Here is a 20,277-nt window from a genome sequence, read left to right on the forward strand (position 1 = left end):
CACAACGCCAGCGGCACCAAGAATAATTGCTGCAAGTATCAGCAAACGCGGACTTTTTGTATGACTTCTTGCCGCCATCCTACAACAAATGCCCCGACTTCGCGGCCTTGGTCGCAAGATACGCATGGTTGTGCGCGTTTCCGCCCACTTTCAGCGGCACCCGTTCGATCACGCGCACCCCGCAGGCATCCATCCGCGCCACTTTTGCGGGGTTGTTTGTCAACAAACGCACAGCCCCAAACCCCATCCGTTTGAGGATTTCTGCACCGATCCGAAAGTCACGCTCATCATCTTCAAACCCAAGTCGGTGGTTGGCTTCGACCGTATCAAACCCCTGGTCCTGCAAGGAATAAGCGCGCATCTTATTGGCCAGCCCGATGCCCCGCCCCTCTTGGTTAAGGTACAGCAGCACCCCCGCCCCTTCGGTCCCCATCTGCGTCAGCGCCCCACGCAGTTGCGGGCCGCAGTCGCATTTCAACGATCCTAGCAGGTCACCGGTGAAACAGGCCGAATGCAGGCGCGACAGCACAGGCACACTACGGTCAGGCTTGCCGATCTCCACGGCGTAATGTTCTTCCGCGCCGTCATCGGGGCGGAAAATATGCAGGCGTCCCGCTTCTGACACATCCAAAGGCAAGCGGGCAGAAATAATCGGGTTCAGTGGGCTGAGGCCAGTATCCAAAGCGGCATCAGCAGGCACAATTGTCAGGTTATTGCGCAGAGCAAACCCCGCCGCATCATCCAAAAGCAAGACAACCGCGGCAGGCAGCAAACGCGCTGCCTTGACCATGACAATCGCGGCACGGTGCATATCGGCTGATCCATCACGCGCAGTTTGCAATGGCCCCTTCATCGGCGCGCGCAGGTCATCGGCCGGGTCGGCAACCGCGCGCACCCAGCTAAGTGTTGCATCCGGTGGCAGCACAATCCGCGCGATATCACCGTCATAGACGCGGGCCTTGAGCGTCTGCGCCCGTCGGCCTGTGATGGCCAGCATAGCGCTGCCCCCCAAAGCCAGCACATCAGCCAGTCGCGCGGCATCCAGCGTTTCAGCGGCCAGCACCACAGCCCCCCCGTCCAGCACAACAGGGACGCCCATACGCAAATCAGCGCGGGCGCGGGCCAGTCTTTCTGTAATGTCGGGGGCGAATCCCATGGCTTTCCACCTTTCATTTGTTTCAACAGATAGCCGTTTCCGTCGCAAAGTGAAACAATTGCACGGCAAATCACACGTCCGTGTGAAACGGTGAAGGGATTGGTTGTCCCAAACGTAACAAGAGCACAAATCTAATGGCGTAACGAAGGAGGATGTCATGGGACAACTCAAAAAGATTCTACTCGTCGATGACGACGATGACCTGCGCGAAGCGCTGGGTGAGCAATTGCTGATGACCGAAGACTTTGACGTCTTTGAGGCAGACGATGGGACCAGCGCAATGGTCAAAGCCAAGGAGGGTCTTTATGATCTGATGATCCTTGACGTGGGTTTGCCCGACACAGATGGTCGCGAACTGTGTCGCCTGATGCGCAAGCAGGGCGTCAAATGCCCGATCCTTATGCTGACCGCACAGGACAGTGATGCAGACACCATTCTGGGGCTTGATGCAGGTGCGAATGATTATGTATCTAAGCCCTTCAAATTCCCTGTTCTTTTGGCGCGCATCCGCAGCCAACTGCGGACACATGAACAATCCGAAGACGCTGTATTCCAGCTTGGGCCGTATACCTTCAAACCCGCCCAGAAGATGCTGGTGACAGAGGACGAAAAGAAGGTGCGTTTGACGGAAAAAGAGACGAATATCCTCAAATTCCTCTACCGCGCAACCGAAGGTGTTGTCGCCCGCGATGTGCTTCTGCACGAGGTTTGGGGCTACAATGCAGGCGTGACCACGCACACATTAGAGACACATATTTACCGTCTTCGCCAAAAAATTGAACCAGATCCGTCAAATGCGCGCCTTCTTGTGACCGAATCCGGTGGCTATAGATTGGTGGCGTAGTACTCCACCCCGGTGATTTTGAGCCCTCCCTTCTCTTGATCACCGGGTTCCCAAGATCCCGCCGGAGATCGGGTTATATCTCCACCTCCCTGTTGGACTTGCCCGGACCTTGTGTCCGGGCTTTTTTTTGGTGGGACTTCGCTCAGGCGCGCTGCACCAATGCAGCAAACAATATCAGCGACTGCGACTAACCCAGCGCCTGATCCCAATCGGCGATCAGGTCGCCAATATCCTCAATCCCGACAGAGACGCGGATCAGGTTCTCTGGAATACCGGTATGCGGCTCAATCGTGTGCCGGTGTTCCACCAGACTTTCAACGCCACCGAGTGATGTGGCGCGCAAGAAAAGTTTCAACTTGCCGACAACGCGCAAGGCGTCTTCTTTGCCGCCTTTGACAAGCACCGATAGCAGACTGCCGTAACCGCCGGCCATCTGGCGTTTGGCCGTCGCAAAGCCAGGGTGTGAAGGCAAACCCGGATAGAATACATTGTCTACCATAGCATGCCCTAGCAGATGTTCGGCCAGCACCTGTGCATTCTGCGACATCCGTTCGACCCTTAATGGCAAGGTCCGCATCGCGCGGGTCAGTAACCATGCCTCAAACGGTCCAAGGATTGCGCCCGCCATCTTGCGGTCAGCGCGGATCATGTCCCAGGTTTTTGCGTCCTTTGATCGCGTCGAAAGCACCCCCGCCAGCACATCTGAGTGCCCATTGATCCCCTTGGTCGCCGAATGCATCACGATGTCTGCGCCAAAATCCAAACAGCGGGTCAGGATCGGGGTCGCGGCAGTCGCATCAACAACAAGCGTAGCTTCGGTGGCATCGGCCGTGGCGCGGATATCAACGGTTTTCAGCCACGGGTTGGAGGGTGTTTCGATAAAAACAAGTGCTGCATCTGTCGCTTGGCAGGTGGCGCGCAGATCATCTGCACCGACCTCGATCAGTGTAATCGCACGCCGCTCGCAGAAGTCCCTGATCCATGCTGTTGTACCCCAGTAGATACCAGATTGCACAATTGCTGTGGATCCATGTGGCAGCGTCCGAAACACCGCCGCAATCGCGGCCATGCCAGAGGGGAAAAGGAATGTCTCTTCCGCGCCTTCGAGCCTGCGCAACACCTCCTCGGCTTGCCGCACGTTATCAGAGTCCGCGCGCGAATAGATATTGTCGGGGCGGACCAGATCATAGCTCTCATCCCGCAGATAGGTGGTCGACGGCTGCAAGGCAGGCACAACACCCCCTGATTGGGCATCAAGCGCCCCTGCAGCATGGGCAGCAATGGTGGCGGGTTTTATGTTCTTATCCATACTGTCTTGTGCCGTGTGACCGGGCACAGATGCAAGTGGGGCTATGTCACAAATTCATCTCTGCTGTAGCCTTGCAAGAACAGCAAGGCGGTAAGATCACCATGGTTCACCCGCATGTCGCACTCCGCCTGTACGGTCGGTTTGGCGTGCAAGGCAACGCCAGTCCCCGCCCGTTTCAGCATGTCCAGATCGTTGGCACCATCCCCCACGGCGAGTACGTCCTGTTCTGTGATCCCCAAATGTGTCGTGATCTCTTCCAACGCCTCGACTTTGGCCGCTTGACCCAAGATTGGCCGCCCCACATCACCGGTAAGTTTGCCATCCGCCGCCAGCAAGGTATTGGCGCGGTTCTGATCAAAACCAAGTGCCGATGCCACCCGCGCCGTAAAGGCCGTGAACCCGCCAGAGACAAGCGCCGCATAGGCACCATTTGCTTTCATCGTGTTCACCAACTCATAGCCGCCGGGCATATAGGTGATCCGTTCGTCCAGAACCTGTTCGATCATCGTCTCAGGCAAGTCTTTCAGCAGGCCAACCCGTTCAATCAATGCGGCTTCAAAATCCAGCTCTCCGTTCATCGCGCGCGCCGTGATGCCAGCGACACGCGCACCCACGCCAGCCTCGGCTGCCAGTTCATCAATGCATTCCTGCCGGATCATTGTGCTGTCCATATCGGCCAGCAGCATCTTCTTGCGCCGCCCCTCGGCAGGTTGGATGACCAGATCAACGCAGGCGTTCTGCAAGTCGCGCCAGACATCCCATTGATTACCGGGGGCGATGGGCACTGCAAACTCGGCTGCCTCATCCACGGCCAGCCAATTGGCGTCGCCACCACCCCAGGCATTGCGCAGGCTATCCACCAATGCGGCATCCAGATTGCGCTCGGTCGGGGTTGTGATCAGTGTGACGACCTGCATGGCGGACCTCTTTGCAAAGATGCGCAAGGTCTAGCGCCGTCAGGCCGCGATGACACCCCCCAAAAGTCGAAAAGCCCGCTGAGAAAACTGCCGCACTTCTTTAAAGCGATATGTATCGCGCGCTGCAGCGGCCAGGGCGAAAGACCACGCTGGTTTCCGATGCGCGACCGCAGTGTCGCAAAAATCAGCTCACCCGACGGATTTAGGCCGTTTTCTCTGTTGTAGATGCCACGTCGTCACTTTATTGCGCGAGGTGGGACACCCTTCCCCAACGAAGGGCGCATATCTGTGAGGATACCATTGATGGTTACGACTAAACCGGCAGCGCGGCCGGATAATCCGCGTTTTTCTTCTGGCCCTTGCGCCAAACCCCCCGTTTGGAAACTCGATGCACTCAGCGACGCGCCCTTGGGCCGCTCGCACCGTGCTGCTGTGGGCAAAGCGAAGTTGGCCGAGGCAATTGATCTCACGCGTGAGGTTTTGGGCGTGCCTGCGGACTACCGCATTGGCATCGTGCCTGCCTCTGATACCGGCGCGTTCGAAATGGCGATGTGGTCGCTGTTAGGTGAACGTCCAGCGCAGATGGTGGCATGGGAAAGCTTTGGCGCGGGGTGGGTAACGGATGTGGTCAAGCAGCTCAAGATCGAAGCAACGACCCATACGGCGGAGTATGGCGAGATCGTCGATATGGCCGCGCTGAACTATGACAACGATGTTTGCTTTACGTGGAACGGGACGACCTCTGGTGTGCGCGTGGTCTCCGGTGATGTAATCCCGGCAGACCGCGCAGGTTTGACGTTGTGCGACGCAACATCAGCGGCATTTGCGCAAGACCTGCCTTGGGACAAGCTGGATGTGACAACATTCTCTTGGCAAAAGGTCATGGGCGGCGAAGCGGCCCATGGGATGTTGATCCTTAGCCCCCGCGCGGTTGAACGGCTGGAAAGCTATACTCCCGCTTGGCCCCTGCCCAAGATATTCCGCCTGACCAAAGGTGGCAAACTGATTGAAGGTATCTTCCGGGGTGAGACGATCAATACGCCTTCCATGCTGGCGGTTGAAGATTACCTTGTGGCGCTGAAATGGGGCCGCTCCATTGGTGGATTGGATGGGCTGATGCACCGCGCCAATGCCAATGCGCGGGCGATTTGGAATTTCTGTGCGGACAAGCCTTGGATTGCCAATCTGGCCGTTGACCCAGCCACGAGGTCAAACACCTCCGTCTGCCTCAAATTCACTGACGACCGTATCACAGATGGCGCCGCCTTCGCCAAGGCCGTCGCCAAACGGTTGGAGGCCGAGGGGATCGCCCTTGATATCGGCGCTTACCGTGACGCCCCCGCAGGGCTGCGCATCTGGTGCGGTGCCACGGTCGAGACGTCCGACATCGAAGCCATGCTGCCGTGGCTCGAATGGGCGTTTGAAGCTGAAATCAACGCATAACGTGGGTTGCACCCACCCTAAGACTTACGAAAAGGAGCGGCACAATGGCCCCCAAAGTACTTATCTCTGACAAACTCTCACCTGCCGCCGTACAGATCTTCAAGGATCGCGGCATTGACGTGGACTTCCAGCCGGACCTTGGCAAAGACAAGGAAAAATTGCTGGAGGTGATCGGGCAATATGACGGCCTCGCCATCCGGTCTGCCACCAAAGCGACAGAAAAGATCATCGCCGCAGCCGAGAACCTCAAGGTAATCGGGCGCGCGGGTATCGGTGTTGATAACGTCGATATCCCTGCCGCATCGAAGAAGGGGATCATCGTGATGAACACGCCCTTCGGGAACTCGATCACGACGGCAGAGCACGCGATTTCCATGATGATGGCCGTCGCGCGGCAAATTCCCGAAGCAAACGCCTCGACCCATGCCGGTAAATGGGAAAAATCCCGCTTTATGGGTGTGGAACTGACCGGTAAGACGTTGGGTGTGATCGGTGCCGGGAACATCGGGTCCATCGTCATTGACCGCGCGCAGGGTCTGAAAATGAAGGTTGTGGCCTACGATCCCTTCCTGTCGGAAGAGCGTGCCCTTGATATCGGCGTTGAGAAGGTTGAGCTGGACGAACTGCTGGGCCGCGCTGATTTCATCACCATGCATGTACCGCTGACTGATCAGACCAAGAACATCCTGTCCGAAGAAAACATCGCCAAGCTGAAAAAGGGCGTTCGTATCGTAAATTGCGCACGCGGTGGTCTGGTGGATGAGGCGGCTTTGGCCGCAGCGCTGAATTCCGGTCATGTTGCAGGCGCTGCCTTTGACGTGTTCGCGGTGGAACCGGCGACCGAAAGCCCGCTTTTCAACCTGCCCAACGTGGTTGTCACACCGCACCTTGGTGCGGCCACAACCGAAGCGCAGGAAAACGTGGCGTTGCAGGTGGCCGAACAAATGTCGGACTACCTACTGACGGGTGCCGTGCAAAACGCGCTCAACATGCCATCTGTGACCGCCGAGGAAGCCAAGGTCATGGGCCCTTGGATCAAACTGACGGGCCATTTGGGTAACTTCATCGGTCAGATGACGGATGAACCGATCAAGGCGATTAATATCCTGTTTGACGGTGAAGCGAGCGAGATGAACCTCAAGGCGCTCACCGCAGCGACCATTGCCGGGATCATGACAAAGGCGAACCCCGATACAAATATGGTCAGCGCGCCGATCATCGCCAAAGAGCGGGGGATCAAAGTGTCGACCACCAAACAGGATCAATCGGGCGCGTTTGAAGGCTATGTGAAAGTCACCGTCGTCACCGATAAGCGCGAGCGCTCTGTGGCGGGGACGGTCTTTAGCGATGGCAAGCCGCGGTTTATCCAGATCAAAGGCATCAATATCGACGCCGAGATTGGGGAACATATGGTCTACACCACCAATGAAGACGTGCCGGGCATCATTGGTACGCTGGGAACAACCATGGGGACGAACGACGTGAACATCGCAAACTTTACGCTTGGCCGCTCTGAGGCAAAGGGGGAGGCGATTGCGCTTCTTTATGTGGATGAAGCTGTGCCAGCGCCTGCGATCAAGGCGCTGGAAGCGACCGGATTGTTCCAGCAGGTCAAACCCCTCACCTTCAACGTTTGACTGACGTAAATATGGACCCCATCTACGCGATTGGTGACATTCACGGGCAGAAGCAGATGCTTGATCATGCGCTTGCGTTGATCACTGCGGATGGCGGTGATGATGCCAAAATCGTGTTTTTGGGGGACTATACAGATCGCGGGCCGGACAGCCGGGCCGTGATCAATACGTTAATCGCCGGGCGCGACGCCGGACGCAACTGGGTGTTTATCAAAGGCAATCACGACAGGCTATTCACACGCTTTGTACGCGAAGGGCGCGAGCATGATCCACGTGTTAAATCGGGGATCAGTTGGCTGAACCCGCGATTGGGCGGAACACAGACACTTGCCTCCTACGGGGTGGTGGGCACTATGCATTTTGAGCAACAAAACGATGTACCGCTTGAAACATTGGCGCATTTCGAAGGGCCGGACGCCAGGGGCGACAAAGCCGCACTGCAAGATTTGGCCCGCCAAGCGGTACCAAGCATCCATCTGGCGTTTCTCGAGGGGCTCCCTCTGACCCACCAGACAGAAGACCTGATTTTTGTCCATGCCGGTCTGCGTATGCAGCTCCCGCTGGAATGGCAGGATCCTGAAGATCTGCTTTGGATCAGAGAAGGTTTTATCGACAGCGCCATCGATTATGGCCGTTTGATCGTTCATGGCCATACCGCCCTTGATCGTCCACAGCATTTTGGCAATCGGGTCGATCTGGATGGCGGGGCAGGATACGGCAACCCGCTGATCCCGGCGGTTTTTGAAGGGCGCGAATGTTGGCTTTTGACCGATCAGGGGCGCGTGCCGCTGCGGCCTTAGTCCCGCCTGATAACCCCTGTCACCGCAGCCGCACCGATTGCGGTGACAATCCAGCCAAGGGCGATCAACCACCAGCGCACCCACCATAGCCACCAGCCCCATGGACCGCGCGTGGTGGATGGGGCCCATGCCGCCTCTTGCCCCAGCGACACAATGGGGATGACCAGATCAACGGCATAAGAAACTGCATTGAACGTTTCATAGTCGCGCCCGGCAGTCAGCACTGGCGTCCCGTCAGGGGCAAGCATGTATTTGTCAGACCAGACCTGTGCAGGGTTCTGAATATTTGGATCGGTCGCGAGTGTCTGCCAGCTGTCTGACATCAAGACAGGCCCAGCCGTGGGGGCAAAATCGCCTTCTTCCCAAGATCGGTCCGCAAGAAACCAACCTATGAAAACGAGCGCGATCAGCATATAGAAACTGCGTTCAGGCTTGTGGCCGTAACCTACAACAAATCCAAAGACGCGGTCCGCAATCAGGCTGCCCATGTTACGCCAACCGACCCGCACCCCATACCGACGCTGTTCATCCCGGAATTGCCTTTGGGCCAGCTGTAACGTCATTTCACCAATATCTAACGCGTCAGTATCTGCGGGATGCAGCATCGCCAAACGCGCCACATCCGGATCATTGGGTCGCCGGACCTGCAACGCCTCAATCGCAGCCGGTCGTTCTTCTGGTGGCAAAAGGCTGGTGTTCAGCAACGACTGCCGCCATGCGCCTTCGCGCCGCCACCGCTCGCGCGAGGCTTTGCGCTGCTCTTTCTCCTTGGCCACCATAATCGCGCGTGCGTCCGACCGATGCCCGGTTTCGCGTAAGAGTTTCGCCAACTGTTCATAGGGTTGCGGATAAAATTCGCGCTGCGACACCGCACCCATCTTGAGCCATGCCAGTCGGTCTGGCACGTTGATCCCGCCATGCAGCACATCATAAATGAACCCGCTAAGATAAAGTCGCTCGCACATGGCCCAGCTTTCAGGATCATCCCAAAGATCGCCAACATGCGCCGAAGTCAGATCAACGGCACCCGCCACACCTTTCATCCGCCGCCAGATGAACCCTTCGCGGACGATCAGACGCTGCGCATTCAAGGCATATCCTTCAGGATTGCGCATTGTCGCATGGGCAAAATCAAGCACGCCGTTCACCTCGGCCCCCATGAAACTGACCTCACCATCCGTCGTAGCATAGCGCAGAAAAGCATCACCGCGGACTTGGGTGCTTTGCGCGTTCAGCGCGTGTCCTTTTGGGTTGTGAAAGGCCACACCAATCGCAACCAGCTGCCCACCAATCTGCGCGCCCAGCAGGCTCACCTGCCCTGTGGCTGTGGTACCTTCGAGCAGCACGCTACTCGCGACCTTCATACCCTGCGCCTTGAAGGCTGATCCTTCCGGATGGCGCAAAGTGGCTTGCGTGCAGGACAGATGCCCTTTGATCACGCTGCCCGAAAGCGACACTTTGCCGTCAATTCGGCTGCCATTCAGCGTCAGGTTCCCGCTGGTCTGAATGCGTGCAGCATTGATCCCGTCGGTCATGGTACAGCCAACAATCGCCAAGCCATCGGCTTGCAATTGCACCATCTGCGGGCGCTCTGCAAAGTGGCAATTAAAAAAGTCCACAGGGCCCCGCGCAATCGTAAAGCTCAGGTCCAGCTTTCCTCCGATCCATGCCCCGTAAACCGTGACGCCCGACGGTTGGGTGCGAAAATCATCGCATCCCCCAAGGATCAGATACCGCAGCAATGCTGCCCGGATCAGCACGCCGGGCGCTTTTAAGTTCGGCACCGTCTGGCTAATGCGCGCCGGTGTTCCCGCTTGCGCGCTTTCCAGTAAAACCAGTTCGGCCGGGGTGAGCAGGCCATTGTCGCGCAACTGTACAACTTGCGCCCAGCGCGTGATCAAATGCAGGTCTTCGTAATTCATAGGCTTACGCTAGGGCGCACAGCACGCACCCGCAATGGTTTTCGCCCTTTTGTCGCCGCATCAACTGCCGTAGACCGTTGCAATGCCAATTGAATTCACCAGCCTTGATGCGATCTTGAACCACGGTTTTGACAGCGTGATCGACGTACGTTCACCTGCGGAATTTGCGCAAGATCACATTCCCGGCGCCATCAACCTGCCCGCCCTGTCCAATGAACAGCGGGCCGAGGTGGGCACGATCTATAAACAGATCAGCCCCTTTGATGGCCGCAAGATCGGGGCGGGTATGGTTATTCGCAATTTAGCGGATCACATCGACGGACCATTGATGAAAAAGGACGGCGCTTGGCGTCCCCTGGTTTATTGTTGGCGTGGCGGGCAACGCTCTGGCGTGTTTTCGACACTGTTATCTGAAATCGGCTGGCGCGCTGATACGATCAAGGGTGGCTACACAACCTACCGACGGTTGGTGAAGACACGCCTTTACGATGATCCTCTCGTTCATCGGCTCATACTGCTGGATGGCTATACCGGCACCGCCAAGACCGAGATTTTACCGCGCCTGACCGCACGCGGCGTGCAAGTCATTGATCTGGAAGGGCTGGCAGGCCATCGCGGTTCGCTCCTCGGAGCGATGCCGGGTGGGCAGCCATCGCAGAAAGCGTTTGATACCTGGCTTGCCGTAGCACTGACCAAGCTGGATCCGGCCCGCCCCGTTGTTGTCGAGGCGGAAAGCAGCAAGATCGGGCGCATTGGCATTCCAGCCTCAATGTGGGCGGCGATGTTGGCGGCACCCCGCATCATCATAAAAGCCCCGCAAACAGCGCGTGCGGCCTATCTGGCTCGCGCCTATCGCGAGGTGATTGAAAACCCCGATGTTGTTGCAGAAAAACTGGCCCCGTTGCGCCGCTTGCGGGGTCACGCAACCGTTGATCGTTGGATAAAACTTTCGCGAGACGGCGCTTTGGTGGATCTATCGCATGCTTTGATGGTGGATCACTATGATCCATCATACGCTAAATCGCGTCGGATTTATGAACGCAAGGTGTTGGCAGAGGTCGCAGTTGAAACGCTGGATGATGCCGGACAGGAACGCGCCGCCGATGGAATCGCCGCGGCCATCAACGCGTTTTAATCTCTGATCCTTCGGTGATTTCACCGATAATTGCAGCGTTATAACCCACCTCTTGCAACTTCTTGAAAGCTGCAACAGACGACCGCGCGGAAACAGCTGCCAACAACCCACCCGCGGTTTGTGGATCAAAAAGCAAATCCATACTTGGCCCGGCGATAGGCCCAGCGCCAGTCCGGTTATCTTCAAACAGGGTCGAGCGTACACCCGCAGCGCTTAGTTCGCGTGCGCCATCCATCAGTGGGATCGTATCCAGATCAAGCGTGGCCCCCACGCCCGAAGCATCGCAGATACCGCGCAGATGCCCGGCAAGGCCGAACCCCGTGATATCTGTCATCGCATGGGCCTTACCCAGGATAACCGCGGCATGCGCCTGATCCTGCACCATCAGATCAAGACAACTGATCACATCGGCGCCCTTGGCCTTGCCCGCCATCTCAGCCGCCATGATCGTGCCACTGCCTATCGGCTTGGTGATGATCAACTTATCTCCCGGCTTTGCCCCTGCAAGCGTGATCGGGGTTTGCGTCAGCCCCGTCACCGTAAACCCGATGGTCAATTCATCGCCCAGCGACGAATGCCCACCGATGATCTTGGTACCAGCTTTGGCAAATACCTCTGACGCGGTCGTCATGATTTCGGCCATCGTGCGTTCTTGCAAAGTGGCCGTCATACGCGGCAGGATCAGGCTCGCGGTTGCGGCCTGCGGCTTGGCCCCCATCGCCCAGATATCGCCCAGCGCATGCACGACTGCGATGCGGGTCATCAGCACAGGGTCATCTGTCAATGCCCGCAGATGATCGGTGCTCATCACCTGACCGGGCTGCACCTCTGCTGCGTCATCGCCGAAGGGATCTGGCAATGTAGATTGCAGCGCCGCGCGCCCCACCTTGGCCCCGCAACCACCGCACATCGGTTTGTCGCCCAACGCGTCTTTCACGCCGAGCGCCAGCGTGCGCGGCAGCTTGGGGGCCGTCATCGGTTGCAAAGTCTCGAACTGGATCATGAACTTGCGGTCAATGTAATCTTTGAGCTTCCACAGCAGCGGACCTTCGCGGGCGGTGCCAAACTTCTCGGCCAATGCAGATTTTGCACCCAACGACACAAGCTTGAGGTAATCGCGCTGGGGTTTGTAAGGGCGCAGGGTCCCGCCTGAAAGGACAGCGCGCAGGTTGTCATAAAGCACCGGCGCTTCGCGCACCGCATAGACCCCGGCCTTGGGGCGCGGATCATGGCTCAGGTGTGCGCAGTCGCCGACGGCAAAGATCTCTGGCGCGCTGGATTGCAGGTTAGCATCGACGGTGATGAAGCCATCGTGCAAATCCAAACCGGTCTTGGCGATCCAATCATGCGGCTTGGCCCCTGCCGCACCAGTGGTGAAATCGCTGCGGATCGTGCGCCCGTCACGCAGCACGATACCTTCGGCAAAAATCTCGGTCACTTCGGCGTCTTCGATGACCTCAACGTTGCTGGCGATCAGCGCGGCCAGCATCTTTTGCCGCGCCTTGTAACCTAGGGCCGTCAGCACACGGCTACGATCAATCAGACGCACAGTTGGCTGTTTGTCGCGCAAAGCATGGGCCATCGCGATCGCCAGTTCCGCCCCCGCCACACCACCGCCGATGATGGCAAGTTGCGGTGCATCGGCTTGGGCGCGGAAGGCATCCCACCGGCTGGCGAAAGTGCCCAAAGGCTTGGCCGGGATCGCATGGGTGGTGAAGCCGGGCAGATCAGGCATCGCCGAGGTGATGCCCACATCAACCGCCGCCACATCATAGGCTACCGGAGGGCGACCCACGACGTGGATCAACTGTGCGCCCTTATCAATACCTGTCGCATACCCATTGATGATGCGCGCACCCGCAAACCGCGCAAGCTTTACCAGATCAATATCGAGTTCATCGCGCGTATAATGCCCTGCGACAAACCCCGGCAGCATGCCTGAGTAAGGTGCCGTCGGCCCCGGATTAATCACCGTCACCCGCACCCCCGGCAAGGGGTTCATCCCCCAACTGCGCAGCAAAAGCGCATGGGTATGACCGCCGCCAATCAGCACAAGGTCGCGGGTGAGGGGTAGTTTGTTCATAAGGCTGTTGTAACGGGCGCGGGTTTAGGGGGAAAGCCACTGTCCCTGCCAATGACCGATACGTGAGAAACTGACACGGCGGTGATCTGCTCCAAGGTGCACGGCATCAATGGTGGTAACGGTGCAATGCAGCACCGCAAAGGTCGCTGGATCAGGATTTTTGACATATTCCAGCGCGCCCTTAATCGGCGCGCCAGGCGGTGGGGTAACGCCATAAGACTGCTGCGCGTGGTCGGGGATTTTGTTCCAAAGGGCGCGGGTCCCCGCCCCGCTGCCAATTGATACCTCGGCTTGCAGACGGATTTGCAGATCTTGCTTGGCGTCCCAAATATGAAGCGCTGCATGGGGTGTGGCGCGCAGGCTTTTGATCTTGTCAGAGTAGAGATCGGTATGAACAGTCACCACCATGGTTTCACGATCGGCGCTGCGCAAAACAACGGTGCGCGCTTCTGGCAATCCATCAGGCGAAACAGTCGCAAAGGTCGGCAGACGCGCCGGATGCTTCGCATCTGCTACACCCTGGCCCAATGTGCCCCAGACGCGTGCAAGGATACCGTCCGCGGTTTCAAACCACTCACTCATAGCCTGTCATCTCCAAATACCCGACGCCTGTGTGACTGCCCGTTACTGTCACCGGCCCTTCCCAATAGGGCACGCTGGTGGTCATCCACGCATTTTCATTGATGGCGGCCACAGTCACATCGACCCCTTTTTCGGGCAGTTCCACCCGCCAACCCACAGGGACATCATCGTCATTCACCGCCAGCGGCGTCGCCACCAAGGCACCATCGGTATAAGGCGTCGTCTGCCCATCAGGCGTGATCCAAGTGGCCGAGGTGAAGTTGTTGCCATCGGTTTGCTGCAACCGAAACCCCATCATCTTGTTACCGTCATCAAAGGACAACGAAAACCAATCCCAGCCCGTTTGATTTTCTGCCAAAGGCTGCGACGACCATTCACGATCAAGCCATGCATTGCCTGTCACTGCGATATCACCGTCAGGCAATTGCAGCGTGCCTTCAATCGCAAAGAACGGTTGCGAATAATAATAAGACGCCTGCCCTGCCGCCGACTTCACCGAATACCCAGCATCGCCATGAAAGATCAGCGGTCCCTGTGCAGTCAGCGCCATATCGTAGGCAAAATCGGGTGCGCTGGCGGTCATGCGCAGCGTTTCCCAATCACCCTCCAACACCCAATCGTCGATCCATGCCTGAAACGGATCATCAACGACATCTGCTTGGCCGATCCCACCTCGCGCCAGCCGCTCACCGACGTAGTGGTTTTCCGGCGTTGTGACTGCTGCATGTCCCATCCAAAGCTGGGGGGCGGTCCAGCCTTCTCCTGTCTCCGGCGCAAGGGCCGAACGAAAGAGCGTCCATTGCAGTCCGTAAGGCGTGCCGTCTGCAGCCGTCAGGTTTGCGGTCAGATACCACCACTCAATCCGATAATCCGGGTGCGCGCCATGATCGGCGGGAAAGGCGAATTGCGGGTCTGGTTGCGGGACGGAAAAACCGTCAGCATCTGTCCCAAGCCCGGCGAAGCCTTGGGCGAAGGCAGTGATGGGCAGGAAGAGTGTCAGAAGGATGGCTTTAACGTTCATTGGAAAACACCTTCAGCAAATCTGCGGGCGGTGTCCTGGCCAAACGTCGGGCGGGCCACAAAGCTGCAAGTGCAGCTGCCAGCAATGCGAACAGACCCAGTCGTACATAGTCCATCGGGAACAAATACATCGGTAACTGCCATCCGAAGGCCGCGACGTTCACAACGGCCAAAAGCACCCATGAAAGCGCCAGCCCCAGCGGCAGGGCGACTACCGCCGTCAAAAGTGCCAGCAGCACTGCGCGCAGCAGTTCCAACTTGCCAATCTGGCTACGTGTCATACCCACCGCCCAAGCCGGTGCCAGTTGCGGAATGCGCATGCTGGCGAGCGTCAGCAGGCTCATCAGGATCGCAAAACCAGCGACCGCGAGGGTCAGGACGTTCAGCGCGGTCGTGACCGTAAATGTGCGCTCAAAGATGGACAGTGAGATCGCCTTGATACTGGCCTGATTGACGGATTGGCTGGGCGGGATGCCTGTCGCCGCCTCCAGTTCGGCCAGGAAATCAGGCACGCTATCGGGGTCCATACGTAGGCCGAAATTCTGCGGCGTGATTGCAGGATGAAGCGTGGCAAAGATGCCTTCGCCAATCACAGCCTGTCCAATCGGATTGCCGTAATCGCCATAAACACCAGCGATGGCAAAGGGTGTGCCTTGCAAAGAAATTTCATCGCCCACATTTAACCCCGCCCGGCGGGAAAGCTGTTCGTTGATCAGCACGGTCTGCCCCCCGAACGTAGTGTCCCACGCGTTATCCGCCTGCTGCAAGAACACCCAATTGTCACGATATGTCCCATGATCGCGTGTGCCATAAACTTCGGTCGGTTGGCCTGCAACCTGCGTATCAGCGCTCTGAATGGGCAAAATGGCATCCGTGCGCGGTGCGGCAAATGCGACCAGCGCGGCAGACTGTGTTTCATTCTCAGTTCTCACGTAGAGCTCGGAGGCAAGGCGTTGATCAAGAAAGTCGGTGAAGGTGAGCCGGAAACTCGACACCATTGTCGATACGCCCACATTGGCCGACATTGCCAACAACAGCGCCATCAAGGCCAAGGACAGACCCGGCAGTTGCTGCCGTGTGTCGGCCCAAAACCACTGCGCCGTCACCGATTTGGCGATTACGCTGGCCCCAGCAAGAAGACGATCCAGAAAGAGCGGCAACGCGAGGGCCGCGCCGATCAAAAGCGAGGCCAGCAAGATGAACCCGCCGATCAGACCGTTCGCGGTGAACATCATCACGGCGGCAATTCCCAAGAGGATTGTCGCAAAAACGCCGTGGATCGCGGCGCGTCTACCTGCTGCCATGGCAAGCGCGCGCGGCTGTGCGGCCGCGAGCAACGGCATCTGGCTTATCTGATAAAGCGCACCACTCGCTGCAATCGCTGTGCCACCAAGCGCGATTGCCAAGCCTGACAGCCACCAAGCGGGCCGCAGTTGTAGGGTACCAGATACATCAGCGCCATAAAGCCCACGCAATGTGGCCGCAACATCGGGCAAAAGCAGCGCTGCAATCACGTAACCAAGCGCGACGCCAATCACCCCTGCAATCAAGGCGAAGATCATCAATTCCGCCCCCATTAGAATGATCACCTGCCGCAGCGGCAGGCCCAGCGCGCGCAGTGTTCTCACGACGGGGCGGCGCTGTTCAAATGCCAATCCGATTGCACCATTCACGATGAAGATACCCACGGCAAATGATAGCAACCCAAACGCGGTTAGGTTGAGATGAAAACTATCCGTCAGCCGCCCAATGTCGCTGCCACCTTGGGCCGGTTGCAAGGTCAGGTCCGGCGCAATCACGCGTAACTCTGCACGACCAATGGGTTGGTTCGGCAACACGATCAAACTGTCGATCTGGCCTGTTTTTTCAAGCAATCGCTGCGCGACCCCAATGTCCGTCACAGCCGTGCCCGGCGCTGCCTCTGGCGTAATGACAACATTCAAGTCGGGCAGTTCAACCGCAGTCTCTGCATTGGCAAAAAGCTGCCCTTCCCCTAACAGAAAGGTGGCAATATCGCCGCCTTCCGTTGGCATGACAGGCCCAATGCCACCCGGTGCTGTGAGCGGCTCTACCCCCACAAGGCGCACCCCTTCCAGACGCCCTTGCACCACCGGGCTGACCAACCAACCGGCACGGCGCAGGGTGATATAGGTGTCTTGCGCCATCGGCTGCCCGTCTTGGCGCACCAGCCGGTCATACTGCCCCTCACCCAAGGTGGCAGCGGCGGCATCATAGCTAGCACGCGCTTCGGCATTGACCGCTTGCACACCAGACCAAAGCGCCGTTGCCAAAGCAAGGCCCGCCAAAAGGGTAAACAATTGCAATGGATTGCGCCACCAATGCGACAGCAATGCCTGCAAGGTTGCGCGCGTCATGCCACCTGCCCTGATCGCAAATGCAACCGGCGTGACATGCGGTCTGCTAATGCGCTTGAGTGGGTCACCATCAACAACCCCGCGCCGGTCTCGGTCACAAGTTCAAGCATCAGATCCAGCACCGCCGTCGCAGTCGCCTCATCCAGATTACCTGTGGGTTCATCCGCCAGCACTAGGCGCGGTTTCGGGGACAAAGTGCGTGCAATCGCGACACGCTGCTGTTGCCCACCAGACAGTTGTTCTGGGTATTTATTCAACTGCTGACCAAGCCCCATCTGTTCGGCCAGCGTTGCGTCCCACGCGGGATCATGCTGCCCGGCCAAACGCGCCTGAAAGGCAATGTTATCGGCCACCCGCAAGCTGGGGATCAGGTTGAACTGCTGAAATACAACGCCAACAGTGCCTCGGCGCAACGCCGCACGCCCGTTGTCATCAAGCGTGGCGATATCCTGGTTGCCCAGATGGATGTGTCCCTGATCGGGCGTATCCAGCCCGCCGATCAAGTGCAACAATGTACTTTTCCCGCTACCGGATTCGCCCGTCAGCGCCAGCGTTTCGCCCGCGTCTAACGTCAGATCAATACCGCGCAGCACCTCAAATGGGCCATCAGCGGTTTGATAGGTTTTGTGAATATCGTGGACAGTCAGCAGCATGTTTTTCGTTTCCTCGGTCAGAGGTAACACGCCTACGCCCGAAGGAAACGCCTTGTCCGACGATTAGCCCCGGATAAGGGCGATTTGCGTGCCTGCCGGATCGGTCACGATCAGGCGTTGGACATAGGCAGTGCTGTTGTCCCAAACGACAGGATGGCCGGAGGCCGCAAGCTGCTGGGCAACCGTTTTGATGTTCGCGATCGGAAAGGACGGCAAAGCATGCACATCGAAAGCAAAGCTGGGCTGCGTGCCAAAATAGATCTGCCTGGTCCCACTGACAGCCCAAAATCCATCAACGTCTTTGGGGTAATTCGGCGCGCGCATCTCGGTTAAACCAAGTTCATCTAGGTAGAAAGCGCGCAGCGCGTCTTCTTCATGCGGCTCCATCGGGATAAACGCCTGCTGGAATCGCGCATTGAGTTGGGCCGCATCCCGAGATGCACTGAAATCCATGCCGCGCCCACGCTGTTTTATCTTTGGGCGGGGGTCTTCTTCGTTTAAATCCCGCTCGCGCTGTTTGTAGCCGTGATACAGCCACGCCAACACCATCAGAAACAGGATAAGTGTCGCCGATATCTCGATACCTAGAAAAGGGATTTCCATGATAGCTAAGTGTCCTTTGCGATCAGCTCGATCCGGTTACCAACAGGATCAGATGTAAAAAATCGTGGCACATCCGGCAAGGCGGTGTCCCAGACAACATCATATCCCGCATCCTCTAACCGCTTGGCCAGAGCGGTCAGATCGCTGACAATGAATGCGGGATGTGCTTTTGTCGCAGGGCGAAAATCAGGATCAACGCCAAAGTGGCATTCCAACGCCACCACGCGCGCCCAAAACCCACCGCGCCCTTTTAAGGTGCTGGGTTTTGGTATTTCAACCATGCCCAGCAAACCACAATAGAACGCGCGCATCTGATCCTCTGCTCCGGCGGGAAGCGCCAGCTGCATATGATCCAGTCCAACGATCACTCTTTGTCGTTTCCGTTCTTGCCCGTGCCGCCACTATAGCGCACGAGCAGCCAAACAACCGCGATGAATACAGCGACAACCACCATCGGATTGCCCCCAGCCAAGTCTAACAGCATGACCACCTCTAATTGTATACTATAGTATACTATCTAGGTGTATGTTGACGGATTTCAAGGTTTGCCGCCACGTTCCCCTGTTTCTTTTTGCACGCTGGAGTACGATCACGGCACAGCTGAACAAAGGATCCGACATGACAGATATCGTAATTTTGGGCGGTGCACGCACGGCGATTGGCACGTTCGGCGGGTCTTTGGCCGGCACCTCTCCGATTGAGTTAGGCACTATTGCAACCAAGGCTGCAATGGAACGCGCGGGCGTGGCTGCGGCGCAGGTGGGGCATGTGGCATTCGGCCATGTCATCAACACTGAACCTAAGGATATGTACGTCAGCCGGGTCGCGGCGATGAATGCTGGCATTCCGGACACGACACCAGCAATGAACGTGAACCGCCTATGTGGATCTGGCGTGCAGGCGATCATTTCGGTCATGCAATCGCTTATGCTGGGCGACGCTGAATTCGGCCTCGCCGGTGGGGCCGAGAACATGAGCCGATCACCCTATATCATCTCGGATCAGCGCTGGGGCGCAAAGATGGGTGATGTCCGCACGCAAGACATGATGTTGGGCGCACTGAACTGCCCCTTCGGCACCGGGCATATGGGTGTGACAGCCGAAAACGTCGCGACCGAGCATGACATCAGCCGCGCGGATCAGGATGCCTTTGCGTTGCAAAGTCAGGAACGTGCGGCGGCGGCGATAGAGGCTGGTTACTTCGAGAGCCAGATCACCCCCGTGCCGGTCAAGAAACGCCGCGAGATAGTGGATTTCGTGACAGATGAACACCCCAAGGCGACCACTTTGGATGTGCTCGCGGGCCTGCGCCCGGTATTCCAGAAAGACGGCAGTGTCACCGCGGGCAACGCCTCTGGCCTGAACGATGGTGCAGCGGCAATTGTGCTGGCCACTGCGGAGGCTGCTGAGACCGCTGGCCTCACACCCAAATTCCGCATTCTGGGCTACGCCCACGCCGGGGTCCGCCCTGAGGTGATGGGTATCGGCCCTGTCCCTGCCGTTGCGAACCTCTTGGTCAAAACCAAGCTGACCGTGGATAATTTCGATGTGATTGAATCGAACGAGGCCTTCGCCTCTCAAGCGCTTGCCGTATCCAAAGAGCTGGGCTTTGACCCTGCCCGCGTGAACCCCAATGGCGGTGCGATTGCACTGGGCCATCCGGTTGGCGCGACAGGTGCCATCATCACAGTCAAGGCGATGTATGAGTTGGAGCGGATCGGTGGTCAGCGCGCTCTGATCACCATGTGCATCGGCGGTGGCCAAGGCATCGCATTGGCAATTGAGCGGATTTAACGCA

The 20,277-nt window shown here is 57.8% G+C and carries 17 protein-coding genes; 6 read left to right on the plus strand and 11 right to left on the minus strand.

The genetic code is table 11. The features are described from left to right. Positions 1-79 precede the first annotated feature (79 nt). On the minus strand, positions 80-1,156 hold the full coding sequence (gene ribA / locus BC777_RS09650) for a GTP cyclohydrolase II (RefSeq protein ID WP_100367840.1): 1,077 nt from the start codon (positions 1,154-1,156) through the stop codon (positions 80-82). Positions 1,157-1,313: 157 nt separating this feature from the next. Here ribA and BC777_RS09655 point away from each other — a divergent pair, with 157 nt between their 5' ends. Continuing rightward, entirely contained in the window at positions 1,314-2,000 is a 687-nt protein-coding gene (locus tag BC777_RS09655) for a response regulator transcription factor (protein ID WP_100367841.1), read from the plus strand. 187 nt (positions 2,001-2,187) lie between these two features. Here BC777_RS09655 and BC777_RS09660 read toward each other — a convergent pair whose 3' ends face one another. After that, positions 2,188-3,309 (minus strand): trans-sulfuration enzyme family protein, encoded by a 1,122-nt coding sequence (locus tag BC777_RS09660; RefSeq protein ID WP_100367842.1) that lies wholly within the window; start codon positions 3,307-3,309, stop codon positions 2,188-2,190. A gap of 41 nt (positions 3,310-3,350) precedes the next feature. Then, positions 3,351-4,226, minus strand: coding sequence for a phosphoserine phosphatase SerB (gene serB, locus BC777_RS09665; RefSeq protein WP_100367843.1), 876 nt, complete (start codon positions 4,224-4,226; stop codon positions 3,351-3,353). 303 nt (positions 4,227-4,529) lie between these two features. Between serB and BC777_RS09670 the strand changes: the two genes are divergently transcribed. The 3 genes from BC777_RS09670 to BC777_RS09680 are packed head-to-tail and all read left to right on the plus strand — an operon-like array spanning position 4,530 to position 8,106. Then, positions 4,530-5,669, plus strand: coding sequence for a phosphoserine transaminase (locus tag BC777_RS09670; protein WP_100367844.1), 1,140 nt, complete (start codon positions 4,530-4,532; stop codon positions 5,667-5,669). Positions 5,670-5,713: 44 nt separating this feature from the next. Next, the gene (serA, locus tag BC777_RS09675; protein ID WP_100367845.1) at positions 5,714-7,306 is read left to right on the plus strand and encodes a phosphoglycerate dehydrogenase; all 1,593 of its coding nucleotides are present in this window, start codon (positions 5,714-5,716) and stop codon (positions 7,304-7,306) included. 11 nt (positions 7,307-7,317) lie between these two features. After that, positions 7,318-8,106, plus strand: coding sequence for a metallophosphoesterase (locus BC777_RS09680; protein WP_100367846.1), 789 nt, complete (start codon positions 7,318-7,320; stop codon positions 8,104-8,106). Here BC777_RS09680 and BC777_RS09685 read toward each other — a convergent pair. Further along, positions 8,103-10,028 carry a hypothetical protein gene (locus BC777_RS09685; protein ID WP_100367847.1) on the minus strand — a complete coding sequence of 642 codons (1,926 nt, stop codon included), beginning with the start codon at positions 10,026-10,028 and terminating at the stop codon, positions 8,103-8,105. The genes BC777_RS09680 and BC777_RS09685 overlap by 4 nt on opposite strands. A gap of 82 nt (positions 10,029-10,110) precedes the next feature. Here BC777_RS09685 and mnmH point away from each other — a divergent pair, with 82 nt between their 5' ends. Continuing rightward, a complete protein-coding gene (mnmH, locus tag BC777_RS09690) occupies positions 10,111-11,163 on the plus strand; it encodes a tRNA 2-selenouridine(34) synthase MnmH (RefSeq protein WP_100367848.1) in 1,053 nt (350 codons plus the stop codon). Here mnmH and BC777_RS09695 read toward each other — a convergent pair. From BC777_RS09695 to BC777_RS09725, 7 genes are all read right to left on the minus strand, one after another. Beyond that, positions 11,150-13,246, minus strand: coding sequence for a slr1591 family oxidoreductase (locus BC777_RS09695; RefSeq protein ID WP_100367849.1), 2,097 nt, complete (start codon positions 13,244-13,246; stop codon positions 11,150-11,152). The genes mnmH and BC777_RS09695 overlap by 14 nt on opposite strands. Positions 13,247-13,270: 24 nt before the next feature. Further along, positions 13,271-13,828 (minus strand): pyridoxamine 5'-phosphate oxidase family protein, encoded by a 558-nt coding sequence (locus tag BC777_RS09700; protein WP_100367850.1) that lies wholly within the window; start codon positions 13,826-13,828, stop codon positions 13,271-13,273. Further along, positions 13,821-14,849 carry a lipocalin-like domain-containing protein gene (locus tag BC777_RS09705; RefSeq protein ID WP_100367851.1) on the minus strand — a complete coding sequence of 343 codons (1,029 nt, stop codon included), beginning with the start codon at positions 14,847-14,849 and terminating at the stop codon, positions 13,821-13,823. Before BC777_RS09705 ends, BC777_RS09700 begins: the two co-directional genes overlap by 8 nt. After that, positions 14,839-17,223 carry an FtsX-like permease family protein gene (locus tag BC777_RS09710; protein WP_100367852.1) on the minus strand — a complete coding sequence of 795 codons (2,385 nt, stop codon included), beginning with the start codon at positions 17,221-17,223 and terminating at the stop codon, positions 14,839-14,841. Before BC777_RS09710 ends, BC777_RS09705 begins: the two co-directional genes overlap by 11 nt. Further along, positions 17,220-17,876 (minus strand): ABC transporter ATP-binding protein, encoded by a 657-nt coding sequence (locus BC777_RS09715; protein WP_100367853.1) that lies wholly within the window; start codon positions 17,874-17,876, stop codon positions 17,220-17,222. Before BC777_RS09715 ends, BC777_RS09710 begins: the two co-directional genes overlap by 4 nt. 63 nt (positions 17,877-17,939) lie before the next feature. Beyond that, a complete protein-coding gene (locus tag BC777_RS09720; protein WP_100367854.1) occupies positions 17,940-18,479 on the minus strand; it encodes a VOC family protein in 540 nt (179 codons plus the stop codon). Between the two features lie 5 nt (positions 18,480-18,484). Next, the gene (locus BC777_RS09725) at positions 18,485-18,826 is read right to left on the minus strand and encodes a VOC family protein (protein WP_245834229.1); all 342 of its coding nucleotides are present in this window, start codon (positions 18,824-18,826) and stop codon (positions 18,485-18,487) included. Positions 18,827-19,097: 271 nt separating this feature from the next. Between BC777_RS09725 and BC777_RS09730 the strand changes: the two genes are divergently transcribed. Then, a complete protein-coding gene (locus BC777_RS09730) occupies positions 19,098-20,273 on the plus strand; it encodes an acetyl-CoA C-acyltransferase family protein (protein ID WP_100368092.1) in 1,176 nt (391 codons plus the stop codon). Positions 20,274-20,277: the final 4 nt, after the last annotated feature.

It is taken from the genome of Yoonia maricola, assembly GCF_002797915.1.
GTDB classification, from domain to species: Bacteria; Pseudomonadota; Alphaproteobacteria; order Rhodobacterales; family Rhodobacteraceae; genus Yoonia; species Yoonia maricola.